We start from the raw sequence: 17,483 nt of genomic DNA, 5'->3' as shown, positions 1-17,483 counted from the left end.
CCGGACCAAAAGACGTCAGCCGGCGATCAAGGCGGCCTCATACACCATCGTTGCGGCGGCAAGATCAGCCAATGCCGTTCCGACGGCCTTATAGAGAGTGATCTCATCGTTGGACGCCCGGGCTGGACTATCCCGACGACACAATTCGTCAAGTGTCGCACGCACCGCATCTGCAGCAATGACGCCGGCCCTGATCGGCTGGACCAGATCGCCCGCTTCGTGAAGGGCTTCGTGCGTGTCGATATAGACCGAGGAGCGCCGAAGCGCCTCGTCATCGGCCTCGCGCATCGCCGGGGTGAAGCCGCCGATCAGATCGACATGGGTGCCCGGCCGCAGCCATTCGCCGCGGATAAGCGGCGCGGTCGCCAGCGTCGCCGCGCTGACGATATCGGCTTGCCGCACTGCTGCTTCCAGATCCGTGACGGCAGCGGCCTTGAGTCCTTGTTGCCGGAGGCTCTGCGCCAGCCGTTCGGCGCTGGCGGGATCGATATCCCAGATATCGACATGTGCGATCGGCCGGACAGCGCGATAGGCATCAGGTATGAGGCTCGCGACGCGGCCTGCGCCGATTACCAGCAGACGGCTTGCGTCCTTTCGGGCAAGATAATCCGCGGCAAGGGCCGATGCCGCTACCGTGCGGCGCGTGGTGATGGTGTTTCCGTCAAGTAGCGCAAGCTGCATCCCGGTCCGGCCATCGTAGAGCATGTAAGTCGAGGTCAAACCGGGAATGCCGCGCACCGTGTTGCCGGGAAAGACGGTGACGATCTTGATGCCAAGGTAGCGGTCCGACCGGTGCGTTTCATGCCAGGCCGGCATCAGAAGCAGCGTCGCATCCGGCTCGCCGCTGTTGGCTATCGTGTGGTGATGCCGTACCGGCACGACACAGCCTTCGGCAAATGCTTGCCGCAAGGTCGCGACCAGCCCGCCGAAAGGCAGAAGCTCGCCCGTTGTGCGGGCATCGAGAATACGGATTTGTGTGTCGGTCATTGAAGCGATCTCTCAGGAAGTTCTAACGGCGGGATAAGGCGAGTTCTGTGTGATTGAACGAGAGCCGCGTCGCCGCCGCGCGGCGCACCGGCTTTTCAACCGGCACCGGCCTTTTGGGGAATGCAGAGCACTGAACACCACTCAGCCAAACGCCGCTTTCTTCTCCAGAATTCTGGCGTATTGCGTCAGCGGATAGCACAGGGCGAAGAAGATCACTGCGACGAGACCGTAGACCTTGAAAGGTTCGAAGGTCGCGTTGTTGATGGCGTTTGCGGTTTTCAGCAGTTCGTCGAAGCCGAGGATCGAGGCCAGTGCGGTGCTCTTGATCAACTGGACCAAGAACCCGACCGTCGGCGCGCGCGTGATCCGGAAAGCCTGCGGCAGGATGACAAGGCGAAGTTCGAGGAGACGATGCAAGCCCAGGCTGGCCGCGGCGTCCCATTGCCCGCGCGGCACCGCCTCGACGCCGCTCCGCCAGATTTCCGCAAGATAAGCGCTGGCATAGAACGTCAGGCCGCAAACGGCGGCGGTCCATGACTCGATCCGGAAACCGAGCATCGGCAGGCCGAAGAACATCAGAAAGAGCTGCATGAGGAGCGGCGTTCCCTGAAACAGGGCTATGTAGCCGGACGCGAAGCTGCGCGGCCAGCGTGTTTTCGATATCCGTGCAGACAGGATCGCCAGGCCAAAGATGGCGCCGCCGGCAAAGGCTGCGAGCGAAAGCATAAGGGTCCAGCGTGTCGCGAAGGCAAGATTGCGCAGAATGTCCCAGAAGGTGAACTCAATCATGCCAGACCGGCTCCCAGAAAACGGCGTTTCCCGGCGACCAGGAGCCGGCGAAGTGCGGCGGACATCGAAAGGTAGATCAACGTCGCCACCAGATAGGTCTCAAAGGAGCGGAAGGTGCGCGACTGAAGCAGATCGGCCTCCTGCGCCAGTTCGCGGACGGATATTTGCGAAACCACCGCCGATTCCAGCATCATGATGATGATCTGGCTCGTCAGTGCAGGAAAGATGATGGCGACTGCTTGCGGCAGGATGATCTTGAAGAACACCAGCCGGGGCCTCAGGCCGAGTGCCTGCGCCGCCTCCTTCTGGCCTCTCGGTATGGCATCGAGCCCGGCCCCGACCACCTCGATCGTGTAGGCGGCCATGTTGAGGGTCATGGCAAGGACGGCGGCAGTGACCGGATCGAGGCGAATGCCGAGACTAGGCAGGCCAAAGAAGATGAAGAACAGCTGCACCAGGAACGGCGTATTGCGCATGATTTCCACATAGAGGCCGACGACCTTGCGCAACCACGGATAATGTCCCCGGCGCGCAGCCGCGCCGAGAACGCTGAGAACGATCCCGAGGACCGATGTGGAGGCTGTCAATGCAAGCGTCGTGCCTGCGCCATAAGCCAGGGCTCCCATTCCGTCCCAAAGCCAATTGAAATCGAGGCTGTATCTCATCGCATGTCCTTTGGAGCCGGATGATCTGGGCCGGGTGGCCCCGGAAATCTGGGTCCGCCTCTCAAGCAAAGAATTGGAGCATGATGCCACCGCAATCGCTGACAGTTTTCGGCATCATGCTCTGGTGCGCGGGAGGCCGTCCTCGTCAGTCCTTCAGGTTTTCCGGGTTGAGCGGCGCTTTCAGCCAGCTCTTCGAGCCGGCGTCGAGCGAACCATCGGCGATCATTGCGGCGACGCTGTCATCGACAGCCTTCTTCAGGCCATCCTCGCCCTTGCGGAGCGCAATGTGCGAGGGGGAGCTGAGGAGCTGGAACTTCTGCTCCGGCTTCAGGGCTTCCTGTCGTGCCAGAACCTGCGCACCGACATCGTTGCCGACGACCATCAACTGGGTCTGGCCGGATATGAAGGCCTGGATGACCGAATTATAGTTCTCGAAACGCTGGATCGCGGCCGAGCCGGGGGCCGCGGCCGTCAGCGACGTGTCTTCGAGCGTCCCACGATTGACGGCAATTGTCTTGTCGGCAAGGTCTTCCTTGCCGCTCACCTTCAGCGCCGCCGGTCCGATGACGGCGATATAGTAGGGGGCGTACGGGGCGGCAAAATCGATAACCTCGGCGCGCTCCTTCGAATAGCCGACGCTCATCAGCAGGTCGACGCGGTCGTCGTTCAGGTAGGCGATCCTGTTCTGGCCGGTAACGCTGACGAGATTGAGTTTCACGCCGAGCCCGTCGGCGATCTTCTGGGCAACGTCGACGTCATAGCCCTTGATGCTCATATCGGCGCTTGCCGAAGAGAAGGGCGGGAAATCGGAGAAGATGCCGATGTTGATCTCGCCCGCGGCTTTGATATCGGCAAGTTCGTCGGCCTGCGCGGCCCCTGCCAGGATGCCGAACACGGCAATTGCCGCAGTGGCGGTGTAGCGCAATTTCATAAGAGCAGTCATGTCGTTCCCCCTTTTTGAGACGTGTTGTGCGACAGGTGATGGATGGCAACGGGCACCATGCACGCTGCCGTTGTGGAGCTGGTTCTCAGGTCAGCTTTGTCCTGACCGCGGGACTGAACATCGCGAGGCACAGGAGTTCGAACAGGACCTGCGCGGCGATCTGCGCGGTGTTGGTGGTGTTGTCGTATTGCGGCGCGATTTCCACGACGTCGCCGCCGACGAGGTTGATGCCCTTGAAACCGCGCAGCAGGGTCAGAGCCTCCCTCGGCTGAAGCCCGCCGACTTCCGGCGTGCCGGTTCCTGGAGCGAAGGCCGGATCAAGGCTGTCCACGTCGAAACTGAGATAGGTCGGACCGGCGCCGACAACCTCCAGAGCCTTTGCGATCACCGCCTTGAGGCCCATCTCCGCCACCTCTTCCGCGTGGATGACGGTCATGCCGGAGGCAAAGGAGAACTCCCAGAGATATTCGCCGCCGCCGCGGATGCCGATCTGGATCGTACGCTTCGGATCGAGCACGCCTGCCAGAACCGCCTCGCGGAAGGGCGCGCCGTGATGGAATTTGGAGCCCTCATAGGGACCAGCGGTGTCGCAATGAGCGTCGATGTGGATCATGCCGACCGGCTGGCCGGCCGCCAGGCCCTTGAGAATGGCGCCGGAGATCGAATGGTCGCCGCCGACCGACAGCGGGATAACCCCGGTTGCCGCGATCATCCGGTAGCAGGTCTCGATGTCGGCATGGCATTCGGCCAGGCCGAACCGGCTGCGCATCGGCACGTCGCCGACATCGGCGACCTTTAGCCCTCCCATCGGCGCGACACGCAGAACATGCTCGTAGGGGCCGATACGCTCGATCGCCCGGACGGCCCGCGGCCCCAGCCGCGCACCGGCGCGATTGGTAACGCCGAGGTCCATCGGCACGCCGATCAGAGCCACGTCAAGGGCCTCAAGCACCTCGGGCCGCAAGCCGTTCTCGATGAAACGGGCATCCAGAAAGGTCGCAGGATCGGCGAAGGGCCATTTCCGGCTGTCGCCGTCCTTGAATACGCTGGCGGCCACGGCGCGGAAGTGCGGATCTTCCATCTCTCCGCCTGCAGCGCTGCCGAAGCGCTTTCTCAAGTCTTCCAGAAAATCCCGGTCAATGGTCAAGGCAGGCTCCCACGGTATTGATGCTGCCATCATCATCGGCCCCATCCGCTTCTCTTGGAACCGCGAAAATTCGAGAGGGGATATAACGATTATTGATAGCTCGAATCCGCCGAGGCTCCGCGATGCGGGTAGCGCGTCCATCGGTGCATTCAGAAAACTTTATAACCCTGCGAGAATTTTCCCACTACCGCGGCTGGCAACCTCCAAGCAGTCTCCGATGCGAACGGTCCGGCAGAGGGCCGACAACAAAGGGAACCTACCATGTTGCACGATATGACACGCCGCCGCTTCCTCGGATCCGCCGCAGCCGCGGGGATTGCCGGCACGATGACCGGGTTTGCGAGATCCGCCGCAGCCGGCAGCGGCAATCTCACCGCCGTCGAATGGGGCGGCGATGTCGTCGAAGCGATGAAGCAGATTGCCGCCGACCAGAATGCGGCGACATTCAACTGGGTTCTTCATCAGGGCGGTGCGGGCGCGATCCTGCCAAAGATCAAGGCCGTCTGGCCGAATGTCGACTACGACTACGTCGCCGGCTGGGAAGGCTCATTCAACAGCATGGTGAAGGAGGATTGGCTCGAGACCATCAATCCGGCCGATGTTCCCAACCTCGCGAATATTCCCGAGAAAATCATCATTCGTGACGGCAAGGGCAATATCAAAGCGGTCCCGCGCGCAGTTGGCGGTATGTATTTCGGCGCCCGAACCGATACGGCTCCGATCGCCGTGAAGACCATCGATGATCTGCTGAGCCCCGATCTCAAGGGCGCGATCTGCTGGCCAGGCCCGACACAGAGCATGATGCTCCAGATTGTTGCGCTCGCCCTTCACGCTGGGGGCAGTGAAACGAATATGGAACCCGGATGGAAGCTGATGACGGAATTGGCGAAATCCGGCAATATCGGCCGCGTCGCCGTCACCGATATCGATTTCACCAATTCGCTGACGTCTGGCGAGACCTCCGTCGGCTTCTTCGCCGAGCCCGGCTGGGCGGCGGTGGCGAAAAACTTCCCGGTTACGCGTTTCACCAAGGACAGCAACTTCAAGGCCTTCCTCTACCAGAGCGGCTTCGGCGTCCTGAAGAATAGACCGAACACCAAGGCAACGCTCGATTTCGTCAACTTCGCGATCAGCCCGGACATGAACTCGCTCTACGCCAAGGTGGCTGGCGAAGCGCCGTTGAACAGCAAGGCGGTTACGCCCGACAATCTCAAGCATCTGTCCTTCACGTCGGACGAGTTTTCGAGCTTCGTCTATGTGCCGGACTACAATGCCGTTCTCGAACAGCAGGATGCCTGGTCCAAGCGCTGGGAGCAGGATATCGCTCCATTGCTCTGAGGCGTGTCGCGGCAGGTTGTCGAAGGCGCGGGCGCGGCTTCGACAATCTCCCTTTCTCATGGCCCGCAAGGGCGAGGAAAAGGCAGTTCCACCATGACCAAGGTAAGGCGGCAACCCGTTGCCATTTCTATTCCGGATCGCCGAGATGCTGCCCTGACGCTCGGGCCAGCCCTGCTGGTGTTCGCATTCGGTTTTCTGTCACCGCTCATCAATCTGGCAATCGAAAGCTTGAAGGAGTTTACGCCGGGGCGCGTCGGCTCCGTGGAAAATGCCGCGGCAACGGTTCAAAACTACTACGAGCTTGCAAACCAGGCGTTTGCGAGTGTCCTGCTGACGACTTTCTGGATTGGTGGAGTGGCCGCGATCATCGGCCAGCTTGTGGCATTCCCGCTGGCCTATTTCATCGTGCGGCGCATTTCGCCGCGGATGCGCACGCTTACCCTCGGCTTTTTGATTACGCTTGTTCTTTCCAGCGTCCTGATCAAGACGTATGCGATCGAACTGACCTTCGGCTCGGTCGGCATCTTCCGACCCTTCCTCTTGACACTGGGCCTTTTTCCCAACAGCCGCGAATATATCAATATCGTCGTTATTGCGGGTCTGGTTCACTCGATCATACCGGTCGCAACCCTGACGCTGATTGGCGCGATGCAATCGATCGACCCGCGTCTGCTCGATGCAGCCCAGTCGCTCGGCGCGCCGGGATGGAAAGCCCATCTGTCGATCACGCTTCCGCTGAGCTTCCCGGCTCTGGTCTCGAGCACGCTGGTGTCGCTGACTTTCGCGATCAGCGCCTTCGTCATTCCCATGGTGCTCGGGAGGGGCCGGGTGCTTTTCATGTCAAACGTCATCTACACCCGGTTCAGCGATATCGCCAACTATCCGAGCGGCGCGGCGATCTCGCTCGTCATGCTTGCCGTGGCGTTGGCGGTCGTCGCTGTCATCACGTTTGCGCAGGCGCGGAGGGTTTCCCGATGAGCATGCGGTCTCTTGCAGCGCGAACCGGAGACCGGATCGCCGGTTCCCTTGCCTACGGTGTCATCGGCCTTGGATTGGCGTTCCTCGCCATCCCGTTGGTGATAACATGCGTCATGGCTTTCGACGCCAGGACCTATCTCGGCCCGATGCCGCCACCTGCCCTGTCGCTTCACTGGTTCGAACGGCTCGTCTCCCAGGCGGATATCCTTGCCAGCCTGCGCACCAGCTTCATCCTGGCGGTACTCACGACGGCTTTGTCCGTCACGATTGGAACTGCGGCAGCTGTCGGTCTTGCCCGGGGTAATTTTCCGGGAAAGGCAGCGCTGACTTCGGCCTTCCTCTCGCCACTCATCGTCCCGCCGGTCGTGATTGGATTCGGCCTGCTGCTCTTCCTTTCCAAGGCCGGTATCACAAATGGTATGGCGCGCCTGCTCCTCGGCCACGTCATCGTGACGTTGCCCTATTGCATAAGGACCAGTCTCGCCAGCCTTCTCGGCAGCGACCAACGATTGACGGAAGCCGCAATGGTTCTCGGCGCCACGGAGGGCCAGGCCTTCTGGACCATTACCCTGCCGCTGATGCGGACGGGCGTCGTCACCGGCGCGATTTTCGCCTTCGCAATTTCGATGGATGACGTATCGATCAGTCTCTTCCTGAGCGATCCGTCCGCAACGACCTTGCCTGTTACGCTGGTCAGCAACATGCGCGCGGCTTTCGATCTGACGATCGCTGCGGCGGCCGTGGTCCTGATTGCCGTCACCGCGTTGCTGATCGTTGTGCTGGACCGTGTCGTCGGCTTCGACACCGTCGTCGGCCAAGGCCTGTTTCGTTCATGAGGACAACACGATGATTTCTGCCGTGGAATTTCAAGGGGTCAGCAAGCGCTTCGGCGAAACGGTCGCCCTTGGCAATATCTCCTTGTCGGTGAACCCAGGCGAAACAATCGCACTGCTTGGGCCGAGCGGCTGCGGGAAGACCACCATTCTTCGGCTCATTGCCGGATTCGAGCGGCCCGACAAAGGTTCGATCTTGATCGACGGCGAGCCGATGGCCGGATTGAAACCCTATGAGCGCAATGTCGGGCTGCTGTTCCAGCACTACGCTCTTTTCCCGCATATGACCGTCGAACAGAACATCGGCTACGGACTTCGCCATCGCAACCATCCGCCGGGGCAAATACCGCGCCGCATTGCCGAGATGCTTGAGCTCGTCCGGCTCGTCGGTTTCGGACAGCGGCGGCCGCACCAGTTGAGCGGCGGCCAGCAGCAGCGTGTTGCGCTTGCGCGGGCGCTCGCCACCCATCCAAGCCTCGTTCTTCTGGATGAGCCGCTGTCGGCCCTCGACGCCAAACTTCGCCACGAGCTGCGCACCGAATTGAAGGATGTGCTCGCCGCGGTCGGCTCGACCGCCATCGTGGTAACCCACGACCAGGAGGAGGCGATGAGCCTGGGAGAGCGGATATTCGTGATGAACCGTGGAGCAATCATGCAATCCGGCAAGCCGGATGATGTGTATTGGCGTCCAGACTCGCGTTTCGTCGCGGATTTCATGGGTCGGACGAATTGGATTCATGGCTCGATTTCGGCCGCGGGCGGAACGGCCGGCAAATTTCGCTCCGAATCCGGCTGGGAGTTCCCGGTCGCGTCCACGGCAAGTCTTTCAGGTGCCGCCGAGATTTGCGTGAGGCCGGAAAGCATCGAGATATCGTCCGGTGTTCCGGCTGCCGGAGCCATGCCCGGGCGCGTTGCCGACGTCGTGACACTCGGTGCCTTCAGGCATGTCGTTCTGGACCTCGCCACTGGCGACCGCATAATCTCGGCTTGCCCGAACCGTCCAGACATAGCCTTCGCTCGTGGGCAGGAGATCAGCGTTTCCATTCCCCCCGAGGCATGCGTTCTCTTTGCGCGATAAGCTGGCATGGATGGGGCGCAGCTTTACACTGCGCCCGGGCTAAGGGTCACCAGTTGCCGGAAGGACATGGTTCGTCCAATGTCCACTTACGGGCAGAGAGGCCCTCGGCTCTCGAGCGCCACAAAGTATGGAATGCGGCTTCCGATGCTTGATCTTGATTCCTATCTGCTTCGTGCATTTCTGACCGTCGCGGAAATCGGCACCGTCAATGGAGCAGCCGTCAAGCTGAACAGAACGCAGGCGGCCGTGAGCATGCAGATCCGCAAGCTGGAGGAGCTTGTCGGCGTTACGCTGTTTTCGCGTTCGTCAAAGGGCCTCGAGCTGACGAGCCATGGGCAGATCATGCTGGCTTATGCCCGCGAAATGGTCGCCCTCAGCGATGAGGTCGGGAAAAGGCTGACAGGCAAGATGATCGAGGACCGCATTCGCCTCGGCGTCGTCGAGGACTTCGCAGCCGGCCACCTGATCGACATTCTTAGTGCCTTCAGAGCCCAGAACCCGAAGGTCGAGATCGACATCATCGTCGAGCCGAATCGTCGCCTCGCCAGCCTGTTTGAAGACAGGAAGCTCGATCTCGTAGTTTGCGACATCACCTGCCTCGCGCGAAAACCGACCCTGATCTGGACCGAATATTTGATGTGGACGGTCAGATCCGACTTTGTGGCGGATACGGAAAAGCCGCTTCCCATCATCATGTTCGAGGAGGAGTGTCCCTGGACGCTTCCGACGATTGCGGCTCTGTCCCAGCGGAACATCAAGTGGAAGACGGCGTGCGTCGCATCGACGCTGGTGGCCATGGCGACCGCGGTTCGCGTCGGTATCGGTATCGCGCCAATGATGCTCAACACGAAACCGGAGGGCTGCCGGACGCTTGACAGATCGGCGGACCTGCCCGGTCCGGTGCGCATCGAGATCGGTCTGTATGCTCAGTCCGAGACGGCCGAAGGCGCGCGCTATCTTGTGGACTTCATTTCGCGGCATACGGCCATATTGTCCAGCTAGAGCATGATGCCGAAAAATGTGATCGGTTTCGGACGACATCCTGCTCCAACTCCTTCTGGGAGCGTTCACCTTCCATTATATCGGGTCAATTTAATTCCTCCTACCGGAATGGCGAGCGAAGCCCCACAGTGATCCATGAAGGGTCGACGGCCCAATCTCAAGCATACATGGAAGTCTGCGAATACGATGATGGGGCAAGCCAAAGTTGACGAAACTCTCCTCGCAGATGCCGCCTATCTGCCCGGCCAGGTCGCAAACCTGACGAGGGGAGCAAGCGTCACAGCGCAGACCAACGAAATACTGGAGCGCATCGATGACATGCTGCTGCGCGAAGGCACCGACAAGTCAGAGATCATTCTCGTCAACATCTGGCTCAGGGACCTTGCCTCATTCGAGGAAATGAACAGAGCTTGGGATGCTTGGATGCCGGATAGCGGAACGCCACGGCGGGCGACGTTTGAGGACAAGAATCTGCCGCCGATGTGCGCCATCCGTATTGACGTGGCCGCGTCGCGAAAGAGTAGGGCCGGGCAAATTTGAGCCGCCTGCGCTCGTCATCCTCATAGCCTTGTCAGCGAAGCCGAGCGGAATTCCGCACTTTTGGCATCATGCGCTAAGGCCGGATGACACAGACATTGGCCTCGTAGGCGCAGGGATCATCCTGCACCGCGATATCGATGACTTTCGCCTTCGGTGCCAGTTGCTCAGGCTGTGCTGTGGGATAGAAGCCATAGCCGTCGCCGCCGACATAGGTTCCGCCATCAGCCTGATAGACATAAGAAGAGCCGGCATAGGTGCCGCCGTCACCACCCTGCGCCTGGGGCACGACGACGATCAGATTGCTGCGGGCGAAGCGATTGGTTGCCGGCGATGAAAACTGTTTCAGGAACGGCATCCGTGCTTTGCGGTTCCGATATCGATAGGCGTTGTCGAAACGGATGCCGCGATCGCGCCAGCCGATACGTTCGCCGAGGAATAATCCACCGTGGAAATCGTGACGGTGGCCGGGAAAGCGATGATCGTCGCGGCGGTCACCGGCTTCGGCGGGAAGTGCAGCAAGCGCGGACAGGGCAAGCAGGGCGAGTGCGGACAGACTGCGAAACATGGGTGGCCGGCCTCCGGAATTCCGATCCCTAACAAATCGTTAACGCCAGATTGCGCCAAAATCCGGAGCATGTCCATTCAGGTCGGACAACCGGCACAAAATTTGAGCGGAAGAGACCAGTTTCTTTAGCCTGCAAACTTCCCGGTAACGCGAATCGATTAAATTAAAAGCAGACAGCGATTGTGCTTGTCGTCGGCGTTCCCGGTGATTAAACGTCGCAATTGATGCAACGCACACAGAGAATTTTGTCATTCGTGTGGTTGACTGAGCATGCTCCGAAATCCGGGAGCGCAGAGAAGCCGCCGCGAGGTTCTGATGGCGAATGTGACAAATAACCGGCCCCTATCGCCGCATCTGCAGATTTACAAACCTATTCCCACCATGGTCATGTCCATCGTTCACCGCATCACCGGTAGCGCGCTCTACGTCGGCACGCTGCTCGTCGCCTGGTGGCTGATCGCGGCGGCGAGCGGCCAGGGCTCCTACGACTGGGCCAACTGGGTGCTCGGCAGCCTTCTCGGCAAGCTCGTGCTTCTCGGCTACACTTGGGCGCTGCTGCACCACATGCTCGGCGGCTTCCGCCATCTCATGTGGGATCTCGGCTACGGCCTCGAGAAAGAATTCTCGACCAAGCTCGCCATCGCCAACATCATCGGGTCGGTCTGTCTGACCGTGCTGGTCTGGGTGATCGGCTTCCTCATTCGCTTCTGAAGGTCCTCTCATGGATATGCGCACCCCCCTCGGCAAGGTTCGCGGGCTCGGCTCCGCCAAGGAAGGCACGAGCCATTTCTGGCGTCAGCGGCTGACCGCAGTCTCCAATATTCCGTTGATCCTCTTCTTCGTCATCTTCATGATCGCCTATGCCGGCGCGCCCTATGCGGATGTGGTTCGCGCGCTGTCGAACCCGTTTGTAGCGGTCGTCATGGGCCTGATGGTAATATCTGGCGTCATCCATATGAAGCTCGGCATGCAGGTCATCATCGAGGACTACGTGCATGGCGAGTTCGGCAAGATCGCTCTCCTGATGCTGAACACGTTCTTTGCGATCGTGATCGCCGGCCTCTGTCTCTTCGCCATTCTGAAAATCGCATTCGTAGGATAAGCTGACATGGCACCGACTTCCCCCGCCCAGAACGGCAAGGCCTACAAGTATGTCGATCACTCCTACGACGTGATCGTCGTCGGCGCCGGCGGCGCGGGCTTACGCGCGACGCTCGGCATGGCCGAGCAGGGTTTCCGCACGGCCTGCATCACCAAGGTATTCCCGACCCGTTCGCATACGGTCGCGGCCCAGGGCGGCATCGCCGCCTCGCTGCGCAACATGACGCCGGACAGCTGGCAGTGGCACCTCTACGACACCGTCAAGGGTTCCGACTGGCTCGGCGACGTCGACGCCATGCAGTATCTCACCATGGAAGCGCCGAAGGCGGTCTATGAGCTCGAGCATTACGGCGTGCCGTTCTCGCGCAACGAGGAAGGCAAGATCTATCAGCGCCCGTTCGGCGGCCATATGCAGAATTACGGCGAAGGCCCGCCGGTCCAGCGCACCTGCGCCGTTGCCGACCGCACCGGCCACGCCATCCTGCATACGCTCTACGGCCAGTCGCTGCGCAACAATGCCGAATTCTTCATCGAGTATTTCGCGCTCGACCTGATCATGTCGGAAGACGGCAGCCGCTGCACCGGCGTCATCGCCTGGTGCCTCGACGATGGCACGATCCATCGCTTTGCCGCCAAGATGGTGGTGCTGGCGACCGGCGGCTACGGCCGCGCCTATTTCTCGGCAACATCTGCCCATACCTGCACCGGCGACGGTGGCGGCATGGTGGCGCGTGCCGGCCTGCCGCTGCAGGACATGGAATTCGTTCAGTTCCACCCGACCGGCATCTACGGTTCGGGCTGTCTGATCACCGAAGGCGCGCGCGGCGAAGGCGGTTACCTCGTCAACTCCGAGGGCGAGCGCTTCATGGAGCGGTACGCGCCTTCGGCCAAGGACCTTGCCTCGCGCGACGTCGTTTCGCGCTGCATGACGCTTGAGATCCGCGAGGGCCGCGGTGTCGGCAAGGCGAAGGACCACATCTTCCTGCATCTCGACCATCTCGATCCGGCCGTTCTTCATGAACGCCTGCCGGGGATTTCCGAGAGCGCCAAGATCTTCGCCGGCGTCGACGTCACGCACGAGCCGATCCCGGTTCTGCCGACCGTTCACTATAATATGGGCGGCATTCCCACGAATTATTGGGGCGAAGTGCTGAACGCCGACGGCGCCAATCCCGAACGGATCATCCCCGGCCTGATGGCTGTGGGTGAAGCCGGCTGCGCCTCGGTGCACGGCGCCAACCGCCTCGGCTCCAACTCGCTGATCGACCTGGTGGTCTTCGGCCGCGCCGCGGCGATCCGCGCCGGCGAGGTGATCGACCGCGCCGCGCCGATCCCGCATCTCAATGTCGCCGCCTGCGACAAGATCATGGACCGTTTCGACGGTCTGCGCCACGCCAGCGGCGGCACGCCGACGGCAGAACTGCGCGAGAAGATGCAGCGTGCCATGCAGGAAGACGCGGCCGTCTTCCGCACGCAGGAATCGCTGGAATCCGGTTGCCGGCGTATCTCGGCAATCTGGGGCGAGATGAAGGACATCAAGGTCACCGACCGCTCGATGATCTGGAACTCCGACCTCGTGGAGACGCTTGAGCTGCAGAACCTGATGGCCAACGCCATCACGACGATCTACGGCGCTGAGGCCCGCAAGGAGAGCCGCGGTTCGCATGCCCGCGAGGACTATGCCGAGGGTGCATTCGCCGGCCGCGACGACGTCAACTGGCGCAAACACACGCTCGCCTGGGTGGACGAGGCAGGCGACGTGAAACTCGATTACCGGCCGGTCCACACCGAGCTGATCGCGGAAGGCATCGATCCGCATAAGATCGAGCCGAAGGCTCGCGTGTACTGATCTCAAGAGGAACCGGACATGGTTGAACTCGCTCTCCCCAAGAATTCTCAGATGCGCGAAGGCAAGGTCTGGCCGAAGCCGGCGGGCGCCAAGAACACCCGCGAATTCCGCGTCTACCGCTGGAGCCCGGACGATGGTCAGAACCCGTCGATCGATACCTTCTACATCGATGTCGACGATTGCGGGCCGATGGTGCTCGACGGTCTGCTCTACATCAAGAACAAGATCGACCCGACGCTGACGCTGCGCCGCTCCTGTCGCGAGGGCATTTGCGGCTCCTGCGCGATGAATATCGACGGCACGAACACGCTCGCCTGCACCAAGGGCCTCGACGATATCAAGGGTGCGGTGAAGATTTATCCGCTGCCGCATCTGCCCGTCGTCAAGGATCTGGTTCCGGACCTCACCAACTTCTATGCCCAGCATCGTTCGATCGAGCCATGGCTGAAGACGGTGTCGCCGGCGCCGGCCAAGGAGTGGAAGCAGAGCCACGAGGACCGGCAGAAGCTCGACGGCCTTTATGAATGCATCCTCTGCGCCTGCTGCTCGACCTCCTGTCCGAGCTACTGGTGGAACGGCGACCGCTATCTCGGTCCGGCCGTTCTGCTGCAGGCCTATCGCTGGCTGATCGATTCCAGAGACGAGGCGACCGGCGAGCGCCTCGACAATCTCGAAGACCCGTTCCGCCTCTATCGCTGCCATACGATCATGAACTGTGCGCAGACTTGTCCGAAGGGTCTTAACCCGGCCAAGGCAATCGCCGAAATCAAGAAGATGATGGTCGAGCGCCGGGTTTGATCAGCATGCATACCGATGGCGGAATCGACGGCTTCGATCCCGAAGCCGTCACGGAGATCAGGTCGCGGCTTGCATCGGTGCGCGAACAGGGCATCCGCATCGGTTTTGCGATCGAAAGTGGCAGCCGCGCCTGGGGCTTTCCATCTCCCGACAGCGATTATGATTGTCGCTTTGTCTACATCCGTCCCGTCGAACATCATCTTGCTCTTGTTTCGGCGCGCGATGTCATCGAGTTCCCGATCATTGGCGATATCGATACAGGCGGCTGGGATCTCAGAAAGGCGTTGCGGCTCGCGCTCAAGGGAAACGCCGTGGTGGTTGAATGGCTGAAATCGCCGATCGCCTACGAAGAGGAAGCTGGTTTTCGCTCCCGTCTCGGCGCGTTTCTTGATCACGTCATGGTGCCGGAGAAGGTCGCTGCGCATTATGTCGGACTTATGCGGCGGCATTTTCAAAGCCATGGCGAAGACGTGATCAAGCTGAAGACGCTGCTCTATGCCCTGCGTCCGGCGATCGCGCTCGAATGGATGCGGCAGCGTTCATATCGCGCGCTGCCGCCGATGAATATGCTGGAATGCCTTGAGACGATCTCCATCGCGCCGGAACTTCGGGCGGCGATACTCGACCTCGTGCATGTCAAGAAGCAGACGCGCGAAATGGGTGTGGGCCTGCCACCGGCACTGGTGCAAGTGTTCCTGCAGGGTGCACTGGAGCGCTATTCCGAGACATTGCGCGAGTTCGACAGGGATCCTGACAGAGATGAACGCGGGCAACACCTTGCTGACAAATTCTATGTGCAGGAAGTTTTGCAGCGGGACAGTTGAACTGTATCGTTTTTCGGTTAGGTGTTGTCGCGGGCAATTTATGCCGCCCGACTTGATTAACCAAAGCGAATTACGATAATCGGACTTGTCTCACGCCCGTTTCTCTGCGGCGATGGCCGAATTCAGGAGTATGATGATGCAGTTGCGATATGCGATGACAGGTCTGGTGGTGGCTCTCGCGCTAGCCGGTTGTGATCGGACGGCATATAATTACAACTCCAGCTCAAACTCGGTGCCGGCGCCGTTGACGGCGCAGCCGGTGCCCTCGGTGCAGGGCGGGCAGCTTCCGCCGCCGACCGGCAGCTCGCAGTTTCCGGCCGCACCAGCGTCGGCGTCGCCGATGCCGGGCGCTCAGCCTGGGGCAATGGCCGCGAATGCGCTCGATATTACCAAGGAATCGATGGTCGGAAGCTGGCGTGTCAACGGCAGCTGCGACATGTTCCTGACGCTCACCAATCTCGGCAGCGGTTCGCGCGGCGGCACGCGGGGCTGCGTCGGCGAGCTGACGGCGATGGGCTCCTGGGAGGTCGCCGGCAAGCAGGTGCTGCTCAAGGACCGCTCGGGCAACCAGCTTGGCAGCGTCTACAAGATGGCCGACAACCGCTTCCAGGGACAGACGAGCACGGGCCAGTCGATCAGCCTCAGCCGGTAAACAACCGGCGCGGTAAATGCTCCGGCGGGTCTCCGCCGTTGACTGACAGGCGGATATGCGCTCATGCAACCAATGCCGGATTATGCGCTCAGCGTCTGCGAACAGCTTAAAGCGCTGACCGCATCGGGCGCCCTCCAGGTCGATTCTGCCCAATTGGACGTGGCAAAGAGCCTCGACCGGGTCCTCGCCGGGCTGAAGCAGCGGCTGCCGGCGGCAAAATCGAGCGCGCTCGGCTGGCTGTTTGCCGCCAAGAAGAAATCCACAGACGGCATCAAGGGGCTTTATATCCACGGCAGCGTCGGGCGCGGCAAGACCATGCTGATGGACATGTTCTTCGCGATGGCGCCGTGCAGGAAGAAGCGCCGGGCGCATTTCCACGAATTCATGGCGGATGTGCACAACCGCATCGCGGCGCACCGGCTGAAGCTCAAGAACGGCGAGACGAGACAGGCCGACCCGATGCCGCCGGTCGCCGCAGCGCTTTACGACGAGGCAGAACTGCTCTGCTTCGACGAGTTCACGGTCACCGACATCGCCGATGCGATGATCCTGTCGCGGCTGTTCTCCGAGCTTTTCGCGCGCGGATGCGTGCTGGTCGCGACCTCGAACGTCGAACCCGACAATCTCTACACGGATGGTCTCAATCGCGGCCTGTTCCTGCCCTTCGTTGCCCTGCTCAAGCAGCATGTCGATGTCGTCACCCTGGATTCGCCGACCGACTACCGGATGGAGAAGCTGAGCAGCCAGCCCGTCTATCTGGTGCCGATCAACGACCATAACGACATGGCGATGGATGCGTCCTGGACGCAGGCGCTGCATGGGCGCAAGGCGCAGCCGCTGGATATTCCGATGAAGGGGCGCCACATCCATGTGCCGCTCGCCGTCGACCGCATGGCGCGGTTCTCTTTTGCCGATCTCTGCGACAAGCCGCTCGGGGCAGTCGACTTCCTGGCGATCGTCGAGCGTTTCGATACGGTCTTCGTCGATCACATTCCCTTGCTTGGACCGGAAAAGCGGAACCAGATCAAGCGGTTCATCATTATGGTCGATACGTTCTACGATCATGCCGTGCGGCTTTACATTTCCGCGGCGGCCATGCCGGAGGAACTGCTGCTGCAACGGCGGGGCATCGAGGGCTTCGAATTTGACCGCACGGCTTCGCGCCTGTTCGAGATGCGCAGTGCGGAATATCTTGCGCTGCACCATGAGAGACGCGCCGCAGAGTAACAATTCGGTGACAGAAGATCTTACGTTTACGTAAGGATTTTTGTATCTAAACGATTGAAAACGCTGCATCAAAAATAATGAATTGCCATTTTTAGGCTTTGGGTCTATGCGATTGCGTCATTGGGCGGTGCCTTGGCGTCCGTTCGACGAATTTGATCGCAAAGGAA

Annotated in this window: 19 protein-coding genes; 13 read left to right on the top strand and 6 right to left on the bottom strand. The window is 60.8% G+C overall.

Annotation, left to right across the window (positions count from 1 at the left end; genetic code table 11):
• Positions 1–15: 15 nt before the first annotated feature.
• The 5 genes from N1937_RS20795 to speB all read right to left on the bottom strand — a co-directional run bounded on the left by N1937_RS20795 (position 16) and on the right by speB (position 4,531).
• Complete coding sequence (locus N1937_RS20795; RefSeq protein WP_222292892.1) at positions 16–987, bottom strand: ornithine cyclodeaminase family protein; 972 nt, start codon at positions 985–987, stop codon at positions 16–18.
• Positions 988–1,128: 141 nt separating this feature from the next.
• Entirely contained in the window at positions 1,129–1,776 is a 648-nt protein-coding gene (locus N1937_RS20790; protein WP_222292893.1) for an amino acid ABC transporter permease, read from the bottom strand.
• Positions 1,773–2,441, bottom strand: a complete 669-nt coding sequence (locus N1937_RS20785) for an amino acid ABC transporter permease (protein ID WP_222292894.1) — start codon at positions 2,439–2,441, stop codon at positions 1,773–1,775. Before N1937_RS20785 ends, N1937_RS20790 begins: the two co-directional genes overlap by 4 nt.
• Positions 2,442–2,586: 145 nt before the next feature.
• Complete coding sequence (locus tag N1937_RS20780) at positions 2,587–3,384, bottom strand: transporter substrate-binding domain-containing protein (RefSeq protein ID WP_222292895.1); 798 nt, start codon at positions 3,382–3,384, stop codon at positions 2,587–2,589.
• A gap of 85 nt (positions 3,385–3,469) precedes the next feature.
• Positions 3,470–4,531: an agmatinase gene (speB, locus tag N1937_RS20775; RefSeq protein ID WP_222292896.1), complete on the bottom strand. Its 1,062-nt coding sequence runs from the start codon at positions 4,529–4,531 to the stop codon at positions 3,470–3,472.
• A gap of 261 nt (positions 4,532–4,792) precedes the next feature.
• Between speB and N1937_RS20770 the strand changes: the two genes are divergently transcribed.
• From N1937_RS20770 to N1937_RS20745, 6 genes are all read left to right on the top strand, one after another.
• Complete coding sequence (locus N1937_RS20770) at positions 4,793–5,869, top strand: extracellular solute-binding protein (RefSeq protein ID WP_130701914.1); 1,077 nt, start codon at positions 4,793–4,795, stop codon at positions 5,867–5,869.
• A 93-nt stretch (positions 5,870–5,962) separates the two neighbouring features.
• Positions 5,963–6,847 (top strand): ABC transporter permease, encoded by an 885-nt coding sequence (locus tag N1937_RS20765; protein ID WP_222292897.1) that lies wholly within the window; start codon positions 5,963–5,965, stop codon positions 6,845–6,847.
• Complete coding sequence (locus N1937_RS20760; protein WP_222292898.1) at positions 6,844–7,683, top strand: ABC transporter permease; 840 nt, start codon at positions 6,844–6,846, stop codon at positions 7,681–7,683. Before N1937_RS20765 ends, N1937_RS20760 begins: the two co-directional genes overlap by 4 nt.
• Positions 7,684–7,693: 10 nt before the next feature.
• Positions 7,694–8,758 carry an ABC transporter ATP-binding protein gene (locus N1937_RS20755; RefSeq protein WP_222292900.1) on the top strand — a complete coding sequence of 355 codons (1,065 nt, stop codon included), beginning with the start codon at positions 7,694–7,696 and terminating at the stop codon, positions 8,756–8,758.
• Positions 8,759–8,890: 132 nt separating this feature from the next.
• Positions 8,891–9,760 (top strand): LysR family transcriptional regulator, encoded by an 870-nt coding sequence (locus N1937_RS20750; RefSeq protein ID WP_222292903.1) that lies wholly within the window; start codon positions 8,891–8,893, stop codon positions 9,758–9,760.
• A gap of 186 nt (positions 9,761–9,946) precedes the next feature.
• Positions 9,947–10,300, top strand: coding sequence for a RidA family protein (locus N1937_RS20745; RefSeq protein WP_017966245.1), 354 nt, complete (start codon positions 9,947–9,949; stop codon positions 10,298–10,300).
• 73 nt (positions 10,301–10,373) lie between these two features.
• Here N1937_RS20745 and N1937_RS20740 read toward each other — a convergent pair whose 3' ends face one another.
• Positions 10,374–10,865 carry a hypothetical protein gene (locus N1937_RS20740; protein ID WP_222292906.1) on the bottom strand — a complete coding sequence of 164 codons (492 nt, stop codon included), beginning with the start codon at positions 10,863–10,865 and terminating at the stop codon, positions 10,374–10,376.
• A 315-nt stretch (positions 10,866–11,180) separates the two neighbouring features.
• Between N1937_RS20740 and sdhC the strand changes: the two genes are divergently transcribed.
• The 7 genes from sdhC (at position 11,181) to zapE (ending at position 17,316) form a co-directional block, all read left to right on the top strand.
• On the top strand, positions 11,181–11,576 hold the full coding sequence (sdhC, locus tag N1937_RS20735; RefSeq protein WP_222292909.1) for a succinate dehydrogenase, cytochrome b556 subunit: 396 nt from the start codon (positions 11,181–11,183) through the stop codon (positions 11,574–11,576).
• Positions 11,577–11,586: 10 nt separating this feature from the next.
• A complete protein-coding gene (gene sdhD / locus N1937_RS20730; protein ID WP_010020712.1) occupies positions 11,587–11,967 on the top strand; it encodes a succinate dehydrogenase, hydrophobic membrane anchor protein in 381 nt (126 codons plus the stop codon).
• 6 nt (positions 11,968–11,973) lie between these two features.
• The gene (gene sdhA, locus N1937_RS20725; protein WP_222292912.1) at positions 11,974–13,815 is read left to right on the top strand and encodes a succinate dehydrogenase flavoprotein subunit; all 1,842 of its coding nucleotides are present in this window, start codon (positions 11,974–11,976) and stop codon (positions 13,813–13,815) included.
• Between the two features lie 18 nt (positions 13,816–13,833).
• Positions 13,834–14,613, top strand: coding sequence for a succinate dehydrogenase iron-sulfur subunit (locus N1937_RS20720; RefSeq protein WP_003567268.1), 780 nt, complete (start codon positions 13,834–13,836; stop codon positions 14,611–14,613).
• Positions 14,614–14,618: 5 nt separating this feature from the next.
• Positions 14,619–15,437 (top strand): nucleotidyltransferase domain-containing protein, encoded by an 819-nt coding sequence (locus N1937_RS20715; protein WP_260058996.1) that lies wholly within the window; start codon positions 14,619–14,621, stop codon positions 15,435–15,437.
• 136 nt (positions 15,438–15,573) lie between these two features.
• Positions 15,574–16,089 carry a protease inhibitor Inh/omp19 family protein gene (locus N1937_RS20710; protein WP_260056877.1) on the top strand — a complete coding sequence of 172 codons (516 nt, stop codon included), beginning with the start codon at positions 15,574–15,576 and terminating at the stop codon, positions 16,087–16,089.
• 63 nt (positions 16,090–16,152) lie between these two features.
• The gene (gene zapE, locus N1937_RS20705; protein ID WP_222292917.1) at positions 16,153–17,316 is read left to right on the top strand and encodes a cell division protein ZapE; all 1,164 of its coding nucleotides are present in this window, start codon (positions 16,153–16,155) and stop codon (positions 17,314–17,316) included.
• The last annotated feature ends 167 nt before the right edge of the window (positions 17,317–17,483 follow it).

The organism is Rhizobium sp. WSM4643 (genome assembly GCF_025152745.1).
GTDB classification, from domain to species: Bacteria; Pseudomonadota; Alphaproteobacteria; order Rhizobiales; family Rhizobiaceae; genus Rhizobium; species Rhizobium leguminosarum_I.
The sequence above is the reverse complement of the archived record's forward strand: the minus strand, read 5'-3'. Positions and strand labels throughout refer to the sequence as shown.

Coding starts and splice junctions, on each gene's coding strand:
- N1937_RS20795 (WP_222292892.1), bottom strand. CDS start 987: ATGACCGACACACAAATCCGTATTCTCGATGCCCGCACAACGGGCGAG.
- N1937_RS20790 (WP_222292893.1), bottom strand. CDS start 1,776: ATGATTGAGTTCACCTTCTGGGACATTCTGCGCAATCTTGCCTTCGCG.
- N1937_RS20785 (WP_222292894.1), bottom strand. CDS start 2,441: ATGAGATACAGCCTCGATTTCAATTGGCTTTGGGACGGAATGGGAGCC.
- N1937_RS20780 (WP_222292895.1), bottom strand. CDS start 3,384: ATGACTGCTCTTATGAAATTGCGCTACACCGCCACTGCGGCAATTGCC.
- N1937_RS20770 (WP_130701914.1), top strand. CDS start 4,793: ATGTTGCACGATATGACACGCCGCCGCTTCCTCGGATCCGCCGCAGCC.
- N1937_RS20765 (WP_222292897.1), top strand. CDS start 5,963: ATGACCAAGGTAAGGCGGCAACCCGTTGCCATTTCTATTCCGGATCGC.
- N1937_RS20760 (WP_222292898.1), top strand. CDS start 6,844: ATGAGCATGCGGTCTCTTGCAGCGCGAACCGGAGACCGGATCGCCGGT.
- N1937_RS20755 (WP_222292900.1), top strand. CDS start 7,694: ATGATTTCTGCCGTGGAATTTCAAGGGGTCAGCAAGCGCTTCGGCGAA.
- N1937_RS20750 (WP_222292903.1), top strand. CDS start 8,891: ATGCGGCTTCCGATGCTTGATCTTGATTCCTATCTGCTTCGTGCATTT.
- N1937_RS20745 (WP_017966245.1), top strand. CDS start 9,947: ATGATGGGGCAAGCCAAAGTTGACGAAACTCTCCTCGCAGATGCCGCC.
- N1937_RS20740 (WP_222292906.1), bottom strand. CDS start 10,865: ATGTTTCGCAGTCTGTCCGCACTCGCCCTGCTTGCCCTGTCCGCGCTT.
- sdhC (WP_222292909.1), top strand. CDS start 11,181: ATGGCGAATGTGACAAATAACCGGCCCCTATCGCCGCATCTGCAGATT.
- sdhD (WP_010020712.1), top strand. CDS start 11,587: ATGGATATGCGCACCCCCCTCGGCAAGGTTCGCGGGCTCGGCTCCGCC.
- sdhA (WP_222292912.1), top strand. CDS start 11,974: ATGGCACCGACTTCCCCCGCCCAGAACGGCAAGGCCTACAAGTATGTC.
- N1937_RS20720 (WP_003567268.1), top strand. CDS start 13,834: ATGGTTGAACTCGCTCTCCCCAAGAATTCTCAGATGCGCGAAGGCAAG.
- N1937_RS20715 (WP_260058996.1), top strand. CDS start 14,619: ATGCATACCGATGGCGGAATCGACGGCTTCGATCCCGAAGCCGTCACG.
- N1937_RS20710 (WP_260056877.1), top strand. CDS start 15,574: ATGCAGTTGCGATATGCGATGACAGGTCTGGTGGTGGCTCTCGCGCTA.
- zapE (WP_222292917.1), top strand. CDS start 16,153: ATGCAACCAATGCCGGATTATGCGCTCAGCGTCTGCGAACAGCTTAAA.